At 72.3% G+C, this 17,957-nt stretch carries 20 protein-coding genes; 4 read left to right on the forward strand and 16 right to left on the reverse strand.

Features of this window, described 5'->3' with window-relative positions:
• Positions 1–32: 32 nt before the first annotated feature.
• From ACFV9J_RS33475 to ACFV9J_RS33510, 8 genes are all read right to left on the reverse strand, one after another.
• On the reverse strand, positions 33–1,508 hold the full coding sequence (locus ACFV9J_RS33475; protein ID WP_385360643.1) for a DUF1996 domain-containing protein: 1,476 nt from the start codon (positions 1,506–1,508) through the stop codon (positions 33–35).
• A 159-nt stretch (positions 1,509–1,667) separates the two neighbouring features.
• A complete protein-coding gene (locus ACFV9J_RS33480) occupies positions 1,668–2,321 on the reverse strand; it encodes a LuxR C-terminal-related transcriptional regulator (protein WP_385360645.1) in 654 nt (217 codons plus the stop codon).
• On the reverse strand, positions 2,306–3,583 hold the full coding sequence (locus ACFV9J_RS33485) for a sensor histidine kinase (protein ID WP_385360647.1): 1,278 nt from the start codon (positions 3,581–3,583) through the stop codon (positions 2,306–2,308). The genes ACFV9J_RS33480 and ACFV9J_RS33485 overlap by 16 nt, the downstream gene beginning before the upstream one ends.
• Positions 3,584–3,635: 52 nt before the next feature.
• Positions 3,636–4,670, reverse strand: coding sequence for an SDR family oxidoreductase (locus ACFV9J_RS33490; RefSeq protein ID WP_385360649.1), 1,035 nt, complete (start codon positions 4,668–4,670; stop codon positions 3,636–3,638).
• A 69-nt stretch (positions 4,671–4,739) separates the two neighbouring features.
• The gene (locus tag ACFV9J_RS33495; RefSeq protein ID WP_385360651.1) at positions 4,740–5,327 is read right to left on the reverse strand and encodes a winged helix-turn-helix domain-containing protein; all 588 of its coding nucleotides are present in this window, start codon (positions 5,325–5,327) and stop codon (positions 4,740–4,742) included.
• 340 nt (positions 5,328–5,667) lie between these two features.
• The gene (locus tag ACFV9J_RS33500) at positions 5,668–6,597 is read right to left on the reverse strand and encodes a DUF6891 domain-containing protein (protein ID WP_385360654.1); all 930 of its coding nucleotides are present in this window, start codon (positions 6,595–6,597) and stop codon (positions 5,668–5,670) included.
• Positions 6,598–6,653: 56 nt separating this feature from the next.
• Entirely contained in the window at positions 6,654–7,694 is a 1,041-nt protein-coding gene (gene glnII / locus ACFV9J_RS33505) for a glutamine synthetase (RefSeq protein WP_385360657.1), read from the reverse strand.
• Positions 7,695–7,830: 136 nt separating this feature from the next.
• Positions 7,831–8,307 carry a MarR family winged helix-turn-helix transcriptional regulator gene (locus ACFV9J_RS33510; RefSeq protein WP_385360660.1) on the reverse strand — a complete coding sequence of 159 codons (477 nt, stop codon included), beginning with the start codon at positions 8,305–8,307 and terminating at the stop codon, positions 7,831–7,833.
• A 123-nt stretch (positions 8,308–8,430) separates the two neighbouring features.
• Here ACFV9J_RS33510 and ACFV9J_RS33515 point away from each other — a divergent pair, with 123 nt between their 5' ends.
• Positions 8,431–9,339, forward strand: coding sequence for an alpha/beta fold hydrolase (locus ACFV9J_RS33515; protein ID WP_385360662.1), 909 nt, complete (start codon positions 8,431–8,433; stop codon positions 9,337–9,339).
• Positions 9,340–9,342: 3 nt separating this feature from the next.
• Here the strand turns inward: ACFV9J_RS33515 and ACFV9J_RS33520 are convergent, their stop codons facing one another.
• Positions 9,343–10,038, reverse strand: coding sequence for a hypothetical protein (locus ACFV9J_RS33520; RefSeq protein WP_385360664.1), 696 nt, complete (start codon positions 10,036–10,038; stop codon positions 9,343–9,345).
• A gap of 118 nt (positions 10,039–10,156) precedes the next feature.
• Complete coding sequence (locus ACFV9J_RS33525) at positions 10,157–10,516, reverse strand: arsenate reductase family protein (protein WP_385360667.1); 360 nt, start codon at positions 10,514–10,516, stop codon at positions 10,157–10,159.
• 174 nt (positions 10,517–10,690) lie between these two features.
• Between ACFV9J_RS33525 and ACFV9J_RS33530 the strand changes: the two genes are divergently transcribed.
• Positions 10,691–11,005 carry a hypothetical protein gene (locus ACFV9J_RS33530; RefSeq protein ID WP_385360669.1) on the forward strand — a complete coding sequence of 105 codons (315 nt, stop codon included), beginning with the start codon at positions 10,691–10,693 and terminating at the stop codon, positions 11,003–11,005.
• A 75-nt stretch (positions 11,006–11,080) separates the two neighbouring features.
• On the opposite strand, the gene ACFV9J_RS33535 is transcribed toward ACFV9J_RS33530, so the two are convergent.
• From ACFV9J_RS33535 to ACFV9J_RS33550, 4 genes are all read right to left on the reverse strand, one after another.
• On the reverse strand, positions 11,081–12,268 hold the full coding sequence (locus ACFV9J_RS33535) for a winged helix DNA-binding domain-containing protein (protein ID WP_385360672.1): 1,188 nt from the start codon (positions 12,266–12,268) through the stop codon (positions 11,081–11,083).
• An 87-nt stretch (positions 12,269–12,355) separates the two neighbouring features.
• Positions 12,356–12,934: a hypothetical protein gene (locus tag ACFV9J_RS33540; RefSeq protein ID WP_385360675.1), complete on the reverse strand. Its 579-nt coding sequence runs from the start codon at positions 12,932–12,934 to the stop codon at positions 12,356–12,358.
• 9 nt (positions 12,935–12,943) lie between these two features.
• Positions 12,944–13,858: a zinc metalloprotease HtpX gene (htpX, locus tag ACFV9J_RS33545; protein WP_385360678.1), complete on the reverse strand. Its 915-nt coding sequence runs from the start codon at positions 13,856–13,858 to the stop codon at positions 12,944–12,946.
• 62 nt (positions 13,859–13,920) lie between these two features.
• A complete protein-coding gene (locus ACFV9J_RS33550) occupies positions 13,921–14,295 on the reverse strand; it encodes a winged helix-turn-helix transcriptional regulator (RefSeq protein ID WP_385360681.1) in 375 nt (124 codons plus the stop codon).
• A gap of 92 nt (positions 14,296–14,387) precedes the next feature.
• On the opposite strand from ACFV9J_RS33550, the gene ACFV9J_RS33555 reads away from it, so the two are divergent.
• Entirely contained in the window at positions 14,388–15,227 is an 840-nt protein-coding gene (locus ACFV9J_RS33555; protein ID WP_385360684.1) for an SDR family oxidoreductase, read from the forward strand.
• Between the two features lie 84 nt (positions 15,228–15,311).
• Here the strand turns inward: ACFV9J_RS33555 and ACFV9J_RS33560 are convergent, their stop codons facing one another.
• Positions 15,312–15,572 (reverse strand): hypothetical protein, encoded by a 261-nt coding sequence (locus ACFV9J_RS33560; protein ID WP_385360687.1) that lies wholly within the window; start codon positions 15,570–15,572, stop codon positions 15,312–15,314.
• A gap of 171 nt (positions 15,573–15,743) precedes the next feature.
• On the reverse strand, positions 15,744–17,153 hold the full coding sequence (glnA, locus tag ACFV9J_RS33565) for a type I glutamate--ammonia ligase (RefSeq protein ID WP_003976617.1): 1,410 nt from the start codon (positions 17,151–17,153) through the stop codon (positions 15,744–15,746).
• Positions 17,154–17,373: 220 nt separating this feature from the next.
• On the opposite strand from glnA, the gene ACFV9J_RS33570 reads away from it, so the two are divergent.
• A complete protein-coding gene (locus ACFV9J_RS33570) occupies positions 17,374–17,841 on the forward strand; it encodes an RDD family protein (RefSeq protein WP_385360690.1) in 468 nt (155 codons plus the stop codon).
• Positions 17,842–17,957: the final 116 nt, after the last annotated feature.

Here is a 17,957-nt window from a genome sequence, read left to right on the forward strand (position 1 = left end):
GGCCCCCTCCGTGCCACGGGCGGCCGGTACCGCTACTGGCAGTCCTCGCCGCGGTTGATGCAGTCGACCACCTCGTTCATCAGGTCCTCGTCCATGACGTTGATGAAGTCGTTGTGATCCGTGATCGGCTTGTGCAGCTGCTCCGGGAAGCTGTCCACGGCGTACGGGTTCTGCACCCGGCCGTTCTCGACGGTCGGGGTGGGGATGTCGTACGCGAGGCGGATCTGCAGCTGGGGCACGGCCTGGAAGCCGTTCGCGCAGCTGCCGTCCTCCTGGACGAACGCCATGTGGTCCCGGTGGTTGGCGCTGTCGATGTTCTGGCCGTCCCAGCAGCTCTGGAAGTTGACCGTGCGCAGCACCTGGCTGCCGTCGGGGCACAGCGGGTACTTGTCCGTCACCTGCCGGTCCTCGAAGCCGGAGCAGCTCCACGAGGTGTTGGCGTTGGCGTCGCCGTTGGTGAAGGACTTGGCGTCACCGGTGATGATGCGCAGGAACTTCGGCATCGCGACCACGTCGCCCTGCCGGCTGCCGACGAACCTGATCTGGGCCTCGGCCGGCTTGAGGATCTTGCCGATGTTGCCCTCGGCGCCACCGCCCTGGTCGTTCGCGTCGAACTCCTGCGTGCCGTCCTGGAGGCGCAGCACCGGCCAGTAGTAGGTGGACTTGTCGCCCTGGTTCTGGCACGAGGTGTCCGCGTTGGCGAGATCCTCGTCGCTGGAGAAGGCGTCGTTGTCCTGGTTGCCGACGTAGTCGTGCGTGTGGTGCGCGCCGTTGTCGACACCCGGGGCGGCGATCAGGTTGTCGCTGTTGAACAGGTTGTTCTCGTTGACGCCGCAGTCCGTGGTGAAGCTGCCGGTGGAACCGCCGTCACCGTCGGCGGCCAGACCGTTGCGGCTGTCGCGGGAGTTCGGCTCGACGTCGTTGATGTCGACGAAGTCCTCGGCGACCGGTCCCGCGACACCGTTGCCGTTGTCGTCGTTGCCTTCGTCACCGCCCTGGTCCTGACCGCCGTCGTTCTGGCCGCCGCCGTTCTGCTGGTCCGCGGGACGTCCCTGGCAGCCCGCCAGCTCGTCCAGGTTGTCGTCGGCCCTGCCGCCGGCCCGGTTGATCTCCAGCTGGATCCGGTCGATGATCGCCTTCCGCCGGTCCTTGAGCGGGCCCAGAATGGTGTTCTGGACGAACTGCGCGTCACCCGCCTGGGCCCGCCGGGTGGTGGCGAGGCGCTGGTAGGCGTTGGTGATCTGGCTGTCCATCGTGGCCAGTTCGCCGTCCACCTCCCCGCGCGCCCGGTCCGGCACGTCACGGATCTTCTGGCCGACGTCGGGGCAGTCGATCGTCGCGACCTGCGCGCCGGCCGACCTGGTCCGGTTGTGACCCCCGTGGTCCTCGTGCGCCGAAGCGTAGAAGTTGGCCCAGACCAGCCCGCCCCCGCCGACCGCCAGGGCCGCCGCCCCGGCTACGATCTTGGTGGCCAGCGGCGTACGGCGTTTTCTTGTGTTGCGTCCCATGGAACTCCTCAAACTTCCTTGCGGGGGCATCGCTTGCGGGGCATCGAGGGCGCCCGACAGGAGTGAAGCGGCTCCCATCCATACGGAAGCCGCTCCAGAGGTGTTCACCCGTCCCGGGAATTGCTGGGGCCCCTGGGGCCCCGGGGACGCGTCACGGGGTCAGCGGCCGCGGTCCAGATACGCCAGAACCGCCAGGACACGGCGGTTGTCGTCGTCCGAGACCTCCAGGCTCAACTTCGCGAAGATGTTCGCCGTGTGCTTCGCGATCGCCCGCTCCGTGACGACGAGCTTCCCGGCGATCGCCGCGTTGGTCCGGCCCTGCGCCATCAGCTCCAGCACCTCCCGCTCGCGGGGGGTGAGCCGCTCCAGCGGCCGGTCCTCCGCCGCCCGCCGGCTCAGCAACTGCTGGATGACCTGCGGGTCCATCGCCGTACCGCCCGACGCCACCCGCCGTACGGCGTCCACGAACTGCTCCGCGTCGAACACCCGGTCCTTGAGCAGGTACCCCACCCCGCCGCTCCCGTCGGCCAGCAGCTCGCGCGCGTACAGCTGCTCCACGTGCTGGGAGAGGACCAGCACCGGCAGCCCGGGCCGGTCGCGACGGGCCTGCAGCGCGCACTGCAGGCCCTCGTCGGTGAGCGTGGGCGGCAGCCGGACGTCGACCACGGCGACGTCCGGCTTCAGTTCGGCCAGGGCCCGGGACAGCTCGGGACCGGTCTCGACGGCCGCGGCGATCTCGAAGTCGTGGGCCTCCAGGAGCCGGACCAGTCCGTCGCGCAGCAGGAACAGGTCTTCGGCTAGGACAACGCGCAAGGGATCTCCATGGTGACCATGGTGGGGCCGCCCGCGGGCGAGCTGACGGCCAGGACGCCGTCGAATGTACCCAGTCGGCGCTCCAGGCCGGCCAGACCCGAGCCCGCTCCGACCACGGCACCGCCCTTGCCGTTGTCGGTGACACAGACGCGCAGCCGCCCCTGCGTGTAGTGCATGTCGACCCAGATCCGGTCGGCGCCGGAGTGCTTCACGGCGTTGGTGAGGGTCTCGCTGACCGCGAAGTACGCGGCCGACTCGACCGGGGCGTCGGCGCGGCCGGGCAGGTCCACCTCGACCTCGGCGGCGACGGGCAGTCGCAGGGCAAGGGCGCGCACCGCGTCGCCCAGCCCGCGTTCGGCGAGCACCGGGGGGTGGATGCCGCGCACGAGGTCGCGCAGCTCGGTGAGGGCGTCGGCGGAGGACTGCCGGGTCTGCGCGAGCAGTTCCCTGGCCTTCGCCGGGTCCTTCTCCAGGAGAGCCTCGATGGTGCCCAGGTCCATGCCGACGGCGACCAGGCGGGCCTGCGCCCCGTCGTGCAGGTCGCGCTCGATGCGGCGCAGCTCGGCGGCGGAGGTGTCGACGGCGTCGCGCCGGGTCTCGGTCAGCACCCGTACCCGCTCGGCGAGTTCGCCCTGGCCGGAGCCGAGCACCGCGCCGGTGAGCCGGAAGTGGGCGCCCAGCAGCAGCGGGGTGAGCCAGAGGGCGGCGACGAGGAGTACGGCGCCCAGCCCGGCGGCGTAGAAGGCGGAGGTCTGGTCGGTGACCTTGACGAAGCCGTACCAGTACCCGTCGGGCAGCACCCGCCACAGCCCGGCGGCGATGGCGAAGCCCTCCAGCGGGTAGAGCGGCAGGGCGAAGGCGACCAGCGCGGTGACGAAGCCCGCCGTCATGTCGACCGGCAGCCACAGGATGTCCCGCCAGGTCGCCGGGTCACGGAGCATCCCGAAGGTGCGGGCCCACGGATTGGCGGCCTCGGGCAGCGGCCGGTACGCCCGCGGGATCCGCACCCCGCCCCACTCGGCGGCGAGCAGCCGCCGCCGGTCCGCGAACGCCCGTACCCCCGCCAGCACCCACGGCGTGGTGACGATGCCGATCCCGATCGGGACGAGGGCGATGGACACCATGGTCAGGCAGAAGCAGACCACCGCGCCGGGCAGGGAGATGAACGCCAGTGCCAGTCCTCGTACGGCCGACAGCGCCACGTTCCCGGTCCGGGTGTGCGTCCGTGGCTGCCGGGTGCCGCTCTTCGTCTCGATGCTCATGACATCAGTCTCGCCGAGGCGACGGCGCGGGGCACTGGGCCGGGCACCCCGGTCAGGGGGTGGTGTCAGATACACCCCCGCCGGGCCCGTCGGCGGCGAGGGCCTTCGCCTCCGTCTCCGGGTCCAGGCCGACCGGTGGCCGGTCCGGGCGCCGGGGTGCCGTGCCGCCGAGGGCCCGCAGCCAGGTCCAGGTGTCGGCCACGGTGTCGCCCACGGGTCGGCAGACCAGGCCGGTCGCCAGCGCCCGGGAGACGTCCGCGCTCTGCAGGGCGTCGTGCAGGTCGCTGCCCGGCGGGGTCCACACCGGCAACTGGCCCCACGGCTCGATGCCGGCGGCGAGGACGGTCCCGGGGGCGGTCCAGCGCAGCTCCGCGGTGCCGCCCGTGACCGCTGCGCAGGCTTCGAGCAGGCCGGCCATCGTGGTGTGCCCCGGCGGGGAGACCAGGTTGTACGGCCCGCTCAGCTCCCGCTCCACCGCGCCGAGCACCCAGTCGGCGAGGTCACGCACGTCGATGTACTGCAGGGGCAGGTCCCGCGGTCCCGGCGCGAGGACCGGGCCGCCGCGGGCCGTGCGGTTCAGCCACCACGGCAGCCGGCCGATGTTCTCGTACGGGCCGAGGATCAGCCCGGCCCGCACCAGCACCGAGCGGTCCGCGCCGAAGGCGTCCAGGACGGCCAGTTCGGCGCCCCGCTTGTCCCGGGCGTAGTCGCGCTGCCCGGCGCCCGCCGAGGCGCCCTCGACGAGCGGGGCGTCCTCGGTGTATCCGGGGGGCGGGGCCCAGGCGTACACCGAGCAGCTCGACACGTACACGTACCGTCCGGCGCGCTCCCGCAGCAGCCGGGCCGCGTCCCGCACCGCGCGGGGCGCCGCCGACCAGGTGTCGACGACGGCGTCCCACGTGTCCTCGGCCCCGGTCAGGGCGGTGAGCCCGTCGGGTGCGGTGCGGTCGCCGTGCAGCGCCCGCGCTCCGGGGGGCGGGGCGTGCCGTCCCCGGTGCAGGACGGTCACCTCCCAGCCGCGGCCGAGCGCCGCCTCGACCACGGCCCGCCCCACGAACTCCGTACCGCCCAGCACCAGTAGCCTCATGCCGTCACTGTGCCGGGCGCGGCGGCCGGAGGGAACGCCGCTCTGCCGTCGGCAGACGGGCGGTGGCGGTCAGCGTCCCGTGGGCGGCGTGTACTTGTAGCCGACGCGCCGCACGGTCTGGATCGTGTGCCGGTGCTCCGTGCCGAGCTTCCGGCGCAGCCGGGCCACGTGCACGTCGACGGTGCGGCCGTCGCCCACGTGTCCGTAGCCCCACACCGTGGTGACCAGCTGGTCGCGGGTGTGCACCCGGTTCGGGTGGGTGACGAGGTGGGCGAGCAGTTCGAACTCGAGGTAGGTCAGGTCGAGTTCGCGTCCGTCCACGGCGGCGGTGCGCCGGGCGGGGTCGATCCGGACGAGCGGGTTCTCCGCCCGGCCCCGGCTCGGGTCCTGGGCCCGGGTCCGGGCCGGGTCCCGGAACGGCGGCTGCTGGTCGGCCGGGACGAGGACGAGGTAGCCGACCATCGGCGGGTGTCCCGGCAGTGCAGGCAGGGTGTGCGCGGGCGCGGGCAGCCAGGTGGCGCCCGGTGGCAGCAGGTCCACGACGTCCGCCACCTCGTCCGGTGCGACGGCGCGCAGCCGGTGCCGGGGGCCGCCGGAGTCGGGGCGGGCGGTGGGGGAGTCGAGGGTGACGGGGGACAGGGAACGGGTGGTCGCCATGAGACGTCAGCTCTTTCGCGCGAGAGGTTCGTCGGGAGGGGCGACGGGCGCGAGTTCGTGGTCGGGCGCGTCGCGGGACGTACGTCGTGCGCACCGGCGGCAGGCGTGGAAGGCCTGTGAGGTGGGGCTGCTAGCGGGCCGGCGCGATCGTCGCGCGGCAACACACCCGGTCGAAGTCGTCGTGCTGACGGGACGGCCAGAAGGGCTCGAGGTCGTGGCGACCCGTCGCTGCGTACTTCCGGAAGCTGGCCATGGGCCCATTGAAGCAGACGGCGGCGGGGGAGAGGAGACTCCTCTCAGTGCGTGGACGCCGACTGGCCGGAACCAGCCGCCGCAGCGGTCAACCCTCCAGCCTTTTGCGCCAGTCCAGCGGGGCTACGGCGATCGCTCTGCCCGGGTCGCCGTCCCACTGCGTGGACAGTCCGGACCCCGCGAAGGCCGCCACGACCTCGTGTCCGACGGCCGTCGTCGTCTCCTCGGAGCCGTCGAAACCGCCGTAGTGCAGCATGAGGCCGTGTCCCTCGGCGGCGGCCTCGGTGCTCTGGCGGTGGAAGAAGACGAAGCCGCGGGCGCCCTCGCGCTCGGCGCCTATCTCAGCGGTGCCGCAGCCCCGGCAGCAGGTGAAGTTCTCCCGGGCGGTGACACCGGCCGCGTCCAGGGCCTGGAAGACCCGGGTGAGGCGGTCCGGGTCGGTGGTCTCCTCGCCCCAGGCCGCCTGCTCGGCCAGCCGCTCCCGCCACAGCCGGTCCACCGACCGCCAGGCCTGGGCCCGGGACACCGGCCGTTCGCCGTACTCGCCGCCGACGAGGTGCTCCTGCGCGGCCTGGACGAGCGCCTTGCGGCCGTCGTACCCGCAGCGCAGCCGATCCCGGATCAGCCGCTCGATCTGCTGCCCGACCTCGTCCCCCAGCTCCGGAACGTCCTTCTGGGGCCCCAGGTCGATCGGCTCCCAGGCGACGCCCGCGTCCCAGCCGGGCTCCTGGCGGGCCCAGCCGGTCAGGAGGTCGGCCACGCGGTGGGCGTCGTCGAGGTCGGTCCCGAAGAACGCGTCCGCGGCGGCCCGGTGCTCCAGCCGGTACTCCCCGCCCTTCTCGTGCCACACCTGCGCGAACACGTCGGGGATGTCCGGTATCCGCTGCACCACCAGGAAGTGGTCGCCGGCGTGGCCGATGCGCAGCACCAGCTCCCGCAGCTCCGCGGCCCGAATCCGGGTGTGCGACTGCCCGTTCTCCGTCTCGACCCCGATGGCGAGGACACCGTCGATCTCCATGTCCCCACCCTCGCACGCGCCACTGACAACGCGGCCGGGGCGGCGGCGGTCCGGGCTCAGACCTGGCCGGCCTTCTCCAGCGCCGTGCAGCAGGTGTCGACGAGCAGGCGGGTCACCACGTACGGGTCGACGTTGGCGTTGGGGCGGCGGTCCTCGATGTAGCCCTTGCCGTCCTTCTCGACCTGCCACGGGATGCGCACCGAGGCGCCGCGGTCGGAGACGCCGTAGGAGTACTCGTTCCACGGGGCGGTCTCGTGCAGGCCGGTCAGACGGTCGTCGATGCCGGCGCCGTAGTTCTTGACGTGGTCCATCGGCTTGGAGCCCTCACCGAGCGACTCGCAGGCGGTGATGATCGCGGCGTAGCCCTCGGGGCCCTCGCGCATCGCCTTGGTGGAGAAGTTGGTGTGCGCGCCCGCGCCGTTCCAGTCGCCCTTGACCGGCTTGGGGTCGAGGGTGGCGGAGACCTCGAAGTCCTCGGCGGTGCGGTAGAGCAGCCAGCGCGCCACCCACAGCTGGTCGGAGACCTCCAGCGGGGCCAGCGGGCCGACCTGGAACTCCCACTGGCCGGGCATGACCTCGGCGTTGATGCCGGAGATGCCGAGACCGGCCTTCAGGCAGTTCTCCAGGTGCGCCTCGACGACGTCGCGGCCGAAGATCTCGTCCGAGCCGACACCGCAGTAGTAGCCGCCCTGCGCGGCCGGGAAGCCGCCCTCGGGGAAGCCGAGCGGGCGGGCGCCCTTGAAGAAGGTGTACTCCTGCTCGATGCCGAAGACCGGCTCCTGCACGGCGAAGCGCTCGGACAGCTCGGCCAGCGCGGCGCGGGTGTTGCTCGGGTGCGGCGACATGTCCGTGTCCAGGACCTCGCACAGCACCAGGATGTCGTCGCCGCCGCGGATCGGGTCGGGGCAGGAGAAGACCGGCTTGAGCACGCAGTCCGAGGAGCTGCCCTCGGCCTGGTTGGTGGAGGACCCGTCGAAGCCCCAGACCGGGAGGGCGTCCAGCCCGGCGGAGGCAGCCGTGATGATCTTCGTCTTGGAACGGAGCTTGGCGGTCGGCTCGGTGCCGTCGATCCAGATGTACTCGGCCTTGAAGGTCACGGGTGCCACATCCTTCGGGGTGGGTCTCGGCGCACTCGCGGGTGCTGCGGCGCTGGGCGGCAGGGGTGCCGCGGCTACTGCCGTGCAGCGTGCCAACGGGCGATTTCCCGTCCGTTGCCCATATGTGAACCCCGTGTTACCCGGGCTCGTTGTGGTGCGGCTCACGCCCGTCGTCCCCGGCCGCCTCCCGCACGCCGGTCAAAAAGCCCCTGATCGCCGCCAGTTCCCGCTCGTCGTATCCGCGCAGCAAGTCCACCGCCCGCCCGATCAGCGGTCCGAAGTGGGACCAGCCCAGGGCGACGGCCCGCTCGTCCACCTCGACGGTGACCCTGCGCCGGTCCCCTGCGTCGCGCACCCGGCGCACGTGACCGGCCCGCTCCAGCCGGTCGACCAGCGCCGTCGTGCCCGCGGAGTTCAGCCCGAGGGCGGCGCCCAGGCGCCCGGCGGTCGTCGCCTCGCCCGCCCGTGCGGCGTCCATCAGCGCGATGAGTGCGCGGACGTCGGTGGGGTGCATGCCGTTGCGCTGCGCGAACCGCGCGCTGTGCGCGCCCAGTTCGACGGTGACCGCGCGCAGGAGATGCACGATCTCCAGCTCCGGATCCTGGTCGGACACGCCGGTGCTCCCTTCGGTGTCCACTGCCCCTGCCGTGTTCGTCTCGCTCGACAAGTATCTCGTTGAGCGAGACAATACCGGAAGGGCAGGAACAGGGAGCAAGCGAAACAGGGGGCACCGCTCATGAGCGCTCGCGGTCCGTACAACACCGGCCGTTTCCACGACGCCTACGCCAAGGTCATGGCCAAGTGGCCCACGGGGACCGGGTCGGTGACCGTCCCCACCCCCTTCGGCGAGACGCACGTCCACGTGAGCGGCCCGGCCGACGGCCGCCCGCTCGTGCTGCTGCCGGGCGGCGGTGCGGCGACCTCCGCGTCCTGGTACGCCCAGGCCGCCGAGCTGTCCCGCACCCACCGCGTCCACGCCGTCGACCTGATCGGCGCGCCGGGCCGCAGCACACCGGCCGGCGACCGCCACCCCCGTACGGTCGCCGACCTGGCCGGCTGGCTGGACGCGCTCCTCGACGGCCTCGGCATCGCGGAGACGGACCTCGGCGGGCACTCCTACGGCGCCTGGATCGCCCTGCACCACGCCCTGCACGCGCCCGGCCGGGTACGCCGCCTGTTCCTCCTGGACCCGACCCAGTGCTTCGCCGGGTTCAAGGCGGCCTACCTGCTGCGCGCGCTGCCGATGCTGCTGCGGCCCACGCCCCGCCGGGTCCGCGCCTTCCTGGAGTGGGAGACCGGTGCGGCCCCGCTCGACGCGGACTGGCTCGCCCTCCAGGAGGCCGCCGTCGGGTTCCCCGAGCGCAGACCGGTCACCGGACCGCGCCCGGCCCCGGAGGCGCTGCGCGCACTCCAGGTGCCGGTCCTGCTGCTCCTGGCCGGGAACAGCAGGACGCACGACGCCGCCGAGGTGGCGGCCCGGGCGCGGACCCTGCTGCCGCACGTGGAGACGGCCGTCCTGCCGGACGTGTCCCTCCCCCACGCTCGGCTTCGCTCGCGCGGGGGGACCCCCATCGCGCTGCCCCAGTCCGCGCCGCCCGGCCTCGGCCGCCGCCTCGGCGACTTCCTCACCGCGCCCGCGGGCTGAGCCTCAGCCGACCTTCTCGATCAGCGCCCGCCGGATCAGGAACTTGCCCTCCTCCCGGACCTGTTCGAACGCCGCGTTGTTGAGCAGGGCGCAGCTTCCCGAGACCGAGTTCACCTCCACGGTCGTGGACTTGTCGTTGTCGAGGTTGGTCACCCTGAGCTTGGTGCCCACCGGGAACTGGTTGCTGGAGGCGGCGGGCGCGCCGCCCTCGCCGGAGAGGGTGACGGTGGCACCGGCGCAGACCTGCTCGCCGGCCTGCGCGGCACCTCCGGCCTGGTCCCCGGCTTGGTCACCGGCCTGGTCACCGGCTTGGTCACCGGGCTGGTCCCCGGTGTCCTGCCCGGACTGCGGCGGCTGCGCGGCCTGGGGGTCCTGAGCCGACTCCCCGACCGCGCACCCGGACGCCGCCTGCTTGCGCTCGATCTCCGCGACGACGGCCTCGCGGTTCTCGATCCGGGCCTCGGACTGCGCGTCGGGATTGGCCCGCTGGCCCTCGATGAAACGCTGGTTGTTGCCGAGCGCGGTGGCCAGGCCCTGGCAGACGCCCGAGTCCTGGGCGGCCTTGGTCCGCGCTTCCGGGGTGGTCTGCGCGGCGTTCGACGCGTTCGCCGCGAGGAAGGCGCCGCCACCGGCCACCGCGGCGGCGCAGACCAGCAGCGCGATCTTCTTCTGCGTACCGAGAGTTCTCCTGCGCGACATGCGCGCCTCCTGAAGAGGTAGGGGAGCGTACGCCGCTATGTACGAGATACCGAACGGAGTTACTCACCGGTCGCGACGACATGCGCACGTAACCTGCGTCACACCGCCGGGCCCCGGTCTACCGGGACAGGGCGTCCCGGACCGCCTCGTCGGTGCGGCCCACCACGGCCGTTCCGTCGTCCGCCGTGATGATCGGGCGCTGGATCAGCTTCGGGTGTTCGGTGAGCGCGGTGATCCAGCGGTCGCGTGACGCCCCGTCACGGGCCCAGTCCTTCAGGCCCAGTTCCTTGGCGGCCGCCTCCTGGGTGCGGGTGATGTCCCACGGTTCGAGTCCGAGCCGGGTGAGCACCTCGCGGATCTCGTCCGCGCTCGGTACGTCCTCCAGGTAGCGGCGGACGGTGTAGTCGGCCCCCTGCGCGTCGAGCAGACTGATGGCGCTGCGGCACTTCGAACAGGCCGGATTGATCCAGATCTCCATGCCGGACACGGTAGCCGGAGGGTGCCGGAACTCGTTCACCACGTGCGTCCCAGCGGCCCCGAAAGGCCTTGTGGGCAGGGGCTTTTGTCAGTGGGGGGCAGTAAAATAGAAGCAGTGTTCGAGGGTGTCGCCGGGAGGTCCGGACGGCGCCCCGACCGCGACAGGAGGATGCCCGTGCCCGCTGCCGCACTGAAGCCGAAGCCGTTGCCCACCCAGTCCACCACCAAGCGGCCCGTCCTGCTCGACCTGCCGTACGAACCCGTGGAGAAGCGTCCGCTGCCGGCGGGCCGCCCCCGCGAGTGGTACGTGACGCACAACCGCCGGCTCAAGGCGATGCGGCTCGCCATCGCCCTGCTCGACTCCGGCGTCTACCTGCCCAACCAGGCGCGCGACGAGCGGATACGGAGCGCTGCCCTGACCATCGGGGTCCACCCGCCGTCGGACACCACGTGCCACATGGTGCGGGCGTTGATGCGGTACTCGCGGTGAGCGGGACGCCGGGTGCCCTCCCCTCTGAGGGCGCCCGGCGTTCGGGGTTCGGGGTTCGGGGTTCGAAGGTCTGCCCTACGCCGACAGCTCCCGTTCCAGCGGCGTCCGGAACCGCGGCGTGATCCGGGTCGTGCCCACCCAGGACGACAGGCGTTCCGCCTCCGTCCCGATCGCGGCCTCGGCGTCGCCGCCGATGTCCTCGCCGGCCGCCAGCCGCCAGACGATCTCGCCGTCGGCGCGCTGGGCCCAGCCGCCGACCACGCGGCCGTTCCACCACACGGTCGGTCCCACGTTGCCGCTGCGGTCGAAGAGCATCGGCCGCAGCCCGGGGGCCAGGTACCAGTCCCGCTGCTGCCAGCCCATCGCGGTGGGGTCCAGCGCGGGCAGCAGCGCCGCCCACGGCTCGGCGGGTCCGGCGACCGGGCCGGTGTCACCGGAGACGACGTACCCCGTGCCCTCGTCCAGCGAGACCGTCTCCGCGCCGATCGCGGTCAGCGCGCGGCGCACCTCCGTCACCCGCCACCCGGTCCACCACTTGAGGTCGTCCTCGGTCGCCGGACCGCATGCCGTCAGCCACCGGCGCAACAGCTCGGCCTGGGCCTCGCCCGGGTCCAGCTCGGGATGCTCCGGCGCCGGTGCCCAGCGGAACTGGCTGGACGTCCACGAGCCCAGCGGCCGCCCCCGCACCACCTTGCCCTCCACGCCCAGCACCCTCAGCAGTTGGGTGGAGACGGTGTGCACCCCTTCGTAGCTCTTCCCGGCCGCGTAGACGTACTGCTCCTTGAGCCGCGGCTCGTCGCGGGCCAGTTCGGCCGCCGTGGCCTGGCCGCGCCGGGCCAGCGCGGCCAGTGCGGACTCCTCCACCTCGGTCAGCCAGGCGGCGTCCGGCGCCCCGGCCGCCGCCATGTTCTTGAGCAGTCTGGCCCGCTCCCGGGCGGCGACGGTGCGGCCGGTGGAGGCGTGCACGACCGCCGTCAGCCCGGTGGGGAACACGAACACCGTGTGCCGCATGCCGTGCATCCGGACCAGCGCCCCGTCCTCGTACAGCGCCCGCTCGGTCTCGCCCACGGTCTTGGCCGCGTCCGCCAGCCGCGCGCCCACCGCCAGGTGCACCGCCGCCGGGTCCGTGCCGTGCAGTGCCACCAGCGATCCGGCGACCTCCTCCGGGCTCCCCGCCCGCGCGGCCCCCGCCAGCCGCTGGCGCAGGGCCAGCCGGTGCCGCCGCTCGGCCGTCCCGATGTGCCGCCGTCCGCCGTCATCCATGGGGCCCTCCGCCCGTCGTCACGTCCGTAGCGTCCTCGGTACGGATATCGTGCCCGACCCCACTGACAGGCGGCGGCGCGCGGCGAGTCAGAGTCCGGGCGCGCCCCACACCGGGAACCAGCGGCCCAGGTCGCCCTCGACCGGAAGTTCGTCGGCGAGCACCGCGCGTATCCGCAGTTCCAGCGCGTTGTCCCGCCGCAGCCGTTCGCCTGGCAGGGGTGCGAAGGGATAGAACGTGCCGCGCTTGTAGAGGTAGACGAGGGCGAGCCGCCGCCCGTCGTCGTCCACGAAACCGGCCAGGGAGCACAGCAGCCGCGGGCCGAACCCGCCCGCCTCCAGGCTGCTGTTCACCGCGTGCAGGTCGTTCACCAGAAGGGGCAGCTCACCCGGGGAGCGCTGCGAGACGAGCCAGGAGTAGCCGTAGGAGTCGTGGGTCGGCTCCACCGGGGTGCGTCCGGCGTCCGCGTCCAGCAGGGCGCGGATCTCGCGGTGCGTGCGCTCGAAGGCGGCGCCCTCTACCGTCGCGAAGCACACCGCCCCCTGCCCGGTCGGACGGAACCCGGCGGCGGCCTCCAGGCCCACCGCCGCCGAGGGCAGTGCGAAGAGCCGGTCCAGATCCGGGCCCACGGCCCTGGAGCGGCCGAGCAGGATGTCCAGCAGTCCCATGCCCGCGCCTCAGGCCCTGCCGGGCGCCGGCGCCTCGCCCAGCTCGGTGGAGATCCGGCCCAGCTGGTCGAGCCGCTGCTCCAGGCTGGGGTGGGTGGCGAAGAACCGGCCGAGGCCGGGATCGCTGCCGAAGGCCGGGGTGAAGTAGAAGGCGTTGAAGGCCTGGGCCGTGCGCAGGTCCCTGGTCGGGATGCGGGCGATGTCGCCGGTGACCTTGGTGAGCGCCGCCGCCAGCGCCGAGGGGCGCCCGGTGAGCAGGGCCGCGGCCCGGTCGGCCGCCAGCTCCCGGTACCGGGACAGGGCCCGGATCAGCAGGAAGCTGAGCGCGTACACGGCCGCCGAGACGCCCATCACGACCGCCAGCACCGCCATCGTGTTCTGGTCCCGCCGCCCGCCGAAGAGCTGGGAGTAGAAGGCGAACCGCACGATCAGCCCCGCGATCACGCCCAGGAACGAGGCCACCGTGATCACCGCGACGTCCTTGTGCGCCACGTGCGACAGCTCGTGCGCCAGCACCCCCTCCAGCTCCGCGGGTTCCAGCCGCCGCAGCAGCCCGGTCGTGACACAGACCACCGCGTTGTCCGGATTGCGGCCGGTGGCGAAGGCGTTCGGCATCTCCATCTCCGACACCGCGACCACCGGCTTCGGCATGTCGGCCATCGCCGCCAGCCGGTCCACCACCCCGTGCAGCTCGGGATACTCCTCCCGCTCCACGACCCGGCCGCGCATCGCGAACAACGCGATCCGGTCGGAGAACCAGTACTGCGCCCCGAACACCAGCGCCACGATCACCACGACCAGGACCCAGGACTTCAGCAGCGCGATCAGCGCGGCGACGAAACCCACGTACAACAGGCCGAGCAGGAAGAGGGTGACCCCCATGCGCACGGTCAACCGCCGGTCGCTCCGGAAGCGGCTCTGCATCTGTACCACCTCACAGTCGGGCACTCGTCCCGCTGTCCAGTGTGCACCCGGCGCCCCGGAGGCTAGGCGGTGTCGAGCGGCGCCGACAGCCGCCGGGTGATGCGGTCGAACAGCTCCGTCAGCGGCTCGCCGATGTCCCGGCCGAACTCGCTCAGCCCGTACGTGACCCGGGGCGGAGTCGTCGGCTCGACCTCCCGCCAGACCAGGCCGTCCTCGACCAGGACGCGCAGGGTCTGGGCGAGCATCTTCTCGCTGATGCCCTGGATGCTCTCGCGCAGCTCGTAGAACCGGAGGTCGTTGCGCCGCAGGGCGATCAGCACCCAGATGCCCCACCTGCTGGTCACGTGGTCGACCATGTCGCGCGCCAGGCAGTCGGTGTGAAACACGTCATACCGCGCGCCGGTCTCGACGCGTCCGGGCTGCAAGCCTTCTGTCATGTCATGAGCTTACCTTCAGGTATGCCCTTACCAAAAGTTAGCCGTTCCTCCTAGCGTGAAGATCCAACAGGACATCCGAGAAGGAGCTGATCATGATCGTGGTGACCGGGGCCACCGGGAACATCGGCCGGCCGCTGACGCGGGCGCTGGCAGAGGCGGGCGAGCAGGTGACGTCGGTGTCACGGCACCCGGCGGCGGTGCCGGACGGCGTCCGCCACGTGGTGGCCGACCTCGCCGAGCCGGCCGGCCTGCGGCCCGCGCTGGCCGGGGCGAAGTCGCTGTTCCTGCTGCTGTCCGGCGACCTGCACGCGGTCGGCGCCAACCCCGCCGACCTCATCGGCGAGGCCGCGGACAACGGGGTCCGCCGCATCGTCCTGCTCTCCACGCTCGGCGTGGTGACCAGGCCCTTCGGGACGACGCGGATCGCGATGCGCGAACTGGAGGACACACTGCGGGAGTCCGGCCTGGAATGGGCCGTGCTGCGGCCGGGCGGTTTCGCCTCCAACGCGCTGTGGTGGGCCGAGTCCGTCCGTGCGCGACGGGTCGTCGCCGCGCCCTTCGGCGACGTGGGAGTACCGGTCGTCGACCCGGCCGACATCGCCGCGGTGGCGGCTGCCTGCCTGCTGGAGGACCGGCACACCGGCGGGGCCTACGAGCTGACCGGCCCGGAGGTGATCACCCCGCGCGGGCAGACGGAGGCCATCGCCGCCGCACTGGGTTCGCCCGTGGCCTTCCACGAGCTGACCCGGGAGGAGGCCAGGACCGCCATGGCCCGGAGCATGCCGGCGGAACTGGCCGACGACACCCTCGACATCGTCGGCAACCCGAGCCCGGCCGAGCTGCGCGTCAGCCCGGACATCGAGCGCGTCCTCGGCCGGGCCCCGCGCCCCTTCGCCGACTGGGCCGCCCGCAACGCCGACGCGTTCCGCTGAGGGCGGCGGTCCCGGGCGGGCGGGACGGTACCGGCGTGCGGGACGGTCCTGGCGTGCAGGACGGTACTGGCGTGCGGGACGGTCCTAGTAGGGCGCCCGGAAATTGATGTAACCGAGCAGCACGATCACCGCGGCCACACAGCCGAGCACCACGACGGTGGACACCCACGACGACCGGCGGCGTGAGCCCACGCGGTCGGGGTCGGCGCGGAAGGGGACCGGGCCGGGCGGGTTCTCCTTCCAGCGCGCGGCGAGCATCCGGGCGCGCGCCGAGGGCTCCTTGTGCTCGGCACCCTCCGCCCACCTCAGGTCGTACTCGCGCTCCTCGTCGTCGCGATCCGGCATCTCCGGCACTCTCCCCGTCCCCCCGACGTCAACCTGACTCGAACAACCGTGTCAGTAGACATGATCCCGGCCCGCCCGCACCCTGTGAAGGGTTTTCGGCCACGCACGACGGCGCCCCCGCCCCCGGGAAACGGGGACGGGGGCGCCGGCCGGATCGGCGGGACCCGTCGATCACACGTCGAAGTACATCTCGAACTCGTGCGGGTGCGGACGCAGCTGCAGCGGCGCGATCTCGTTGGCGCGCTTGAAGTCGATCCACGTCTCGATCAGGTCCGGCGTGAACACGTCGCCCTGCAGCAGGAACTCGTGGTCGGCCTCCAGGCGGTCGAGGACCGCGCCGAGCGAGGTCGGGACCTGCGCCACGTTCGCGTGCTCCTCGGGAGCCAGCTCGTAGAGGTCCTTGTCGATCGGCTCGGCCGGCTCGATCTTGTTCTTGATGCCGTCCAGGCCCGCCAGCAGCAGGGCCGAGAAGGCCAGGTACGGGTTGCCGGAGGCGTCCGGGGCGCGGAACTCGACGCGCTTGGCCTTCGGGTTCGAGCCCGTGATCGGAATGCGCATCGCGGCGGAGCGGTTGCGCTGCGAGTACACCAGGTTCACCGGCGCCTCGAAGCCCGGCACCAGGCGGTGGTACGAGTTCACCGTCGGGTTGGTGAAGGCCAGCAGCGACGGGGCGTGCTTGAGGATGCCGCCGATGTAGTAGCGGGCGGTGTCCGACAGGCCGGCGTAGCCCTGCTCGTCGTAGAAGAGCGGCTCGCCGCCCGACCACAGCGACTGGTGGACGTGCATGCCCGAGCCGTTGTCACCGAAGATCGGCTTCGGCATGAAGGTCGCCGTCTTGCCGTTCTTCCAGGCCACGTTCTTCACGATGTACTTGAAGAGCTGGAGGTCGTCCGCGGCCGCGAGCAGCGTGTTGAACTTGTAGTTGATCTCCGCCTGGCCCGCGGTGCCCACCTCGTGGTGCTGACGCTCGACCTGGAGGCCGGACCGCTCCAGCTCCAGGGAGATCTCGGCGCGCAGGTCGGCGAAGTGGTCGACCGGCGGGACCGGGAAGTAGCCGCCCTTGTAGCGGACCTTGTAACCGCGGTTGTCCTCCAGCGCACCGGTGTTCCAGGCGCCGGCCTCGGAGTCGATGTGGTAGAAGGACTCGTTCTCGCGGGTGGCGAAGCGGACGGAGTCGAAGACGTAGAACTCGGCCTCGGGACCGAAGAACGCCGTGTCGGCGATGCCCGTGGAGGCCAGGTACGCCTCGGCCTTCTTCGCCACGTTCCGCGGGTCGCGGGAGTACTGCTCGCCCGTGATCGGGTCGTGGATGAAGAAGTTGATGTTGAGGGTCTTGTCCCGGCGGAACGGGTCGACGCGCGCGGTGGACAGGTCGGGACGCAGGGACATGTCCGACTCGTGGATGGCCTGGAAGCCGCGGATCGAGGATCCGTCGAAGGCCTGCTCGGCGTCGGGGTCGAACGCCGTGGCGGGCAGCGTGAAGTGCTGCATGACGCCCGGCAGGTCGCAGAACCGGACATCGACGAACTTGACGTCCTCGTCCGCGATGAACTTCTTGACGTCGTCGGCGTTCTGGAACATCCAGCTCCTCCTACTCCCGACCGTCCCGCCGGGTTGGTAGATCGTTCGTGCGGCCAGTGCGGGTGGCACACGCTTCCTCGACCCTAGGGACGGGTGATTTCTCGGGCGTGACCCATTTGTTTCGCAGAAGTTAACCGGCTCCCTCCCCAGCCTAGGCCGGATCGGGGGCCCGCACACCCCGCCGTTCCCGGTACGTATACGGGCGCAGTACCGTGTTCGGGTGGACAACAGGCAAGCAATCGGATCGTGGCTCTCCGGCCCCCGCGCGGCCGTGGAAGGGGCCGGTGCCGATCTCGGACACCGCGGCGAGCAGCTCGGCCTGCCCGAGGAGGGACCGGGTTCGATCGCCCGCCCGGGCAGGCGGCTCGGCGCCCTGGCCGTCGACTGGGCCCTGTGCTCCCTGATCGCATACGGCCTGATCACGGGCAGCTACGGGCAGACGGCGAGCAACTGGGCGCTGCTGATCTTCTTCGTGCTGAGCGTGCTGACCGTCGGCACGGTCGGCTTCACCCCGGGCAAGCGCCTGTTCGGCCTGCGCGTCGTGGACGTGGCCACCGGCCGTCCCAGCCCGCTGCGCGCCCTGCTCCGCTCGGTCTTGCTGTGCCTCGCCCTCCCGGCGCTGATCTGGGACCGCGACGGCCGGGGCCTGCACGACCGGCTGGCGCGCACGGTGGAAGTCCGGATCTGACCCGCATCTGACCCGCCGCGCGCCTCACGCCTCGCGCGGTACGGCGAGTGGTACGACGCCGGTACGGCGAGCGGTACGGCGATGGGGGCGGCCCGAGTGATCGGGCCGCCCCCATC

This window comes from Streptomyces sp. NPDC059906 (assembly GCF_042730645.1).
GTDB classification, from domain to species: Bacteria; Actinomycetota; Actinomycetes; order Streptomycetales; family Streptomycetaceae; genus Streptomyces; species Streptomyces rubrogriseus.

Bases quoted from the DNA above. Each gene is read 5' to 3' on its own strand.
- ACFV9J_RS33515 (WP_385360662.1), top strand. From the start codon at position 8,431: ATGAGCGCTCGCGGTCCGTACAACACCGGCCGTTTCCACGACGCCTAC.
- ACFV9J_RS33490 (WP_385360649.1), bottom strand. From the start codon at position 4,670: ATGAGGCTACTGGTGCTGGGCGGTACGGAGTTCGTGGGGCGGGCCGTG.
- ACFV9J_RS33520 (WP_385360664.1), bottom strand. From the start codon at position 10,038: ATGTCGCGCAGGAGAACTCTCGGTACGCAGAAGAAGATCGCGCTGCTG.
- ACFV9J_RS33525 (WP_385360667.1), bottom strand. From the start codon at position 10,516: ATGGAGATCTGGATCAATCCGGCCTGTTCGAAGTGCCGCAGCGCCATC.
- ACFV9J_RS33485 (WP_385360647.1), bottom strand. From the start codon at position 3,583: ATGAGCATCGAGACGAAGAGCGGCACCCGGCAGCCACGGACGCACACC.
- ACFV9J_RS33550 (WP_385360681.1), bottom strand. From the start codon at position 14,295: ATGACAGAAGGCTTGCAGCCCGGACGCGTCGAGACCGGCGCGCGGTAT.
- ACFV9J_RS33475 (WP_385360643.1), bottom strand. From the start codon at position 1,508: ATGGGACGCAACACAAGAAAACGCCGTACGCCGCTGGCCACCAAGATC.
- ACFV9J_RS33495 (WP_385360651.1), bottom strand. From the start codon at position 5,327: ATGGCGACCACCCGTTCCCTGTCCCCCGTCACCCTCGACTCCCCCACC.
- ACFV9J_RS33560 (WP_385360687.1), bottom strand. From the start codon at position 15,572: ATGCCGGATCGCGACGACGAGGAGCGCGAGTACGACCTGAGGTGGGCG.
- ACFV9J_RS33535 (WP_385360672.1), bottom strand. From the start codon at position 12,268: ATGGATGACGGCGGACGGCGGCACATCGGGACGGCCGAGCGGCGGCAC.
- ACFV9J_RS33540 (WP_385360675.1), bottom strand. From the start codon at position 12,934: ATGGGACTGCTGGACATCCTGCTCGGCCGCTCCAGGGCCGTGGGCCCG.
- glnA (WP_003976617.1), bottom strand. From the start codon at position 17,153: ATGTTCCAGAACGCCGACGACGTCAAGAAGTTCATCGCGGACGAGGAC.
- ACFV9J_RS33555 (WP_385360684.1), top strand. From the start codon at position 14,388: ATGATCGTGGTGACCGGGGCCACCGGGAACATCGGCCGGCCGCTGACG.
- htpX (WP_385360678.1), bottom strand. From the start codon at position 13,858: ATGCAGAGCCGCTTCCGGAGCGACCGGCGGTTGACCGTGCGCATGGGG.
- ACFV9J_RS33500 (WP_385360654.1), bottom strand. From the start codon at position 6,597: ATGGAGATCGACGGTGTCCTCGCCATCGGGGTCGAGACGGAGAACGGG.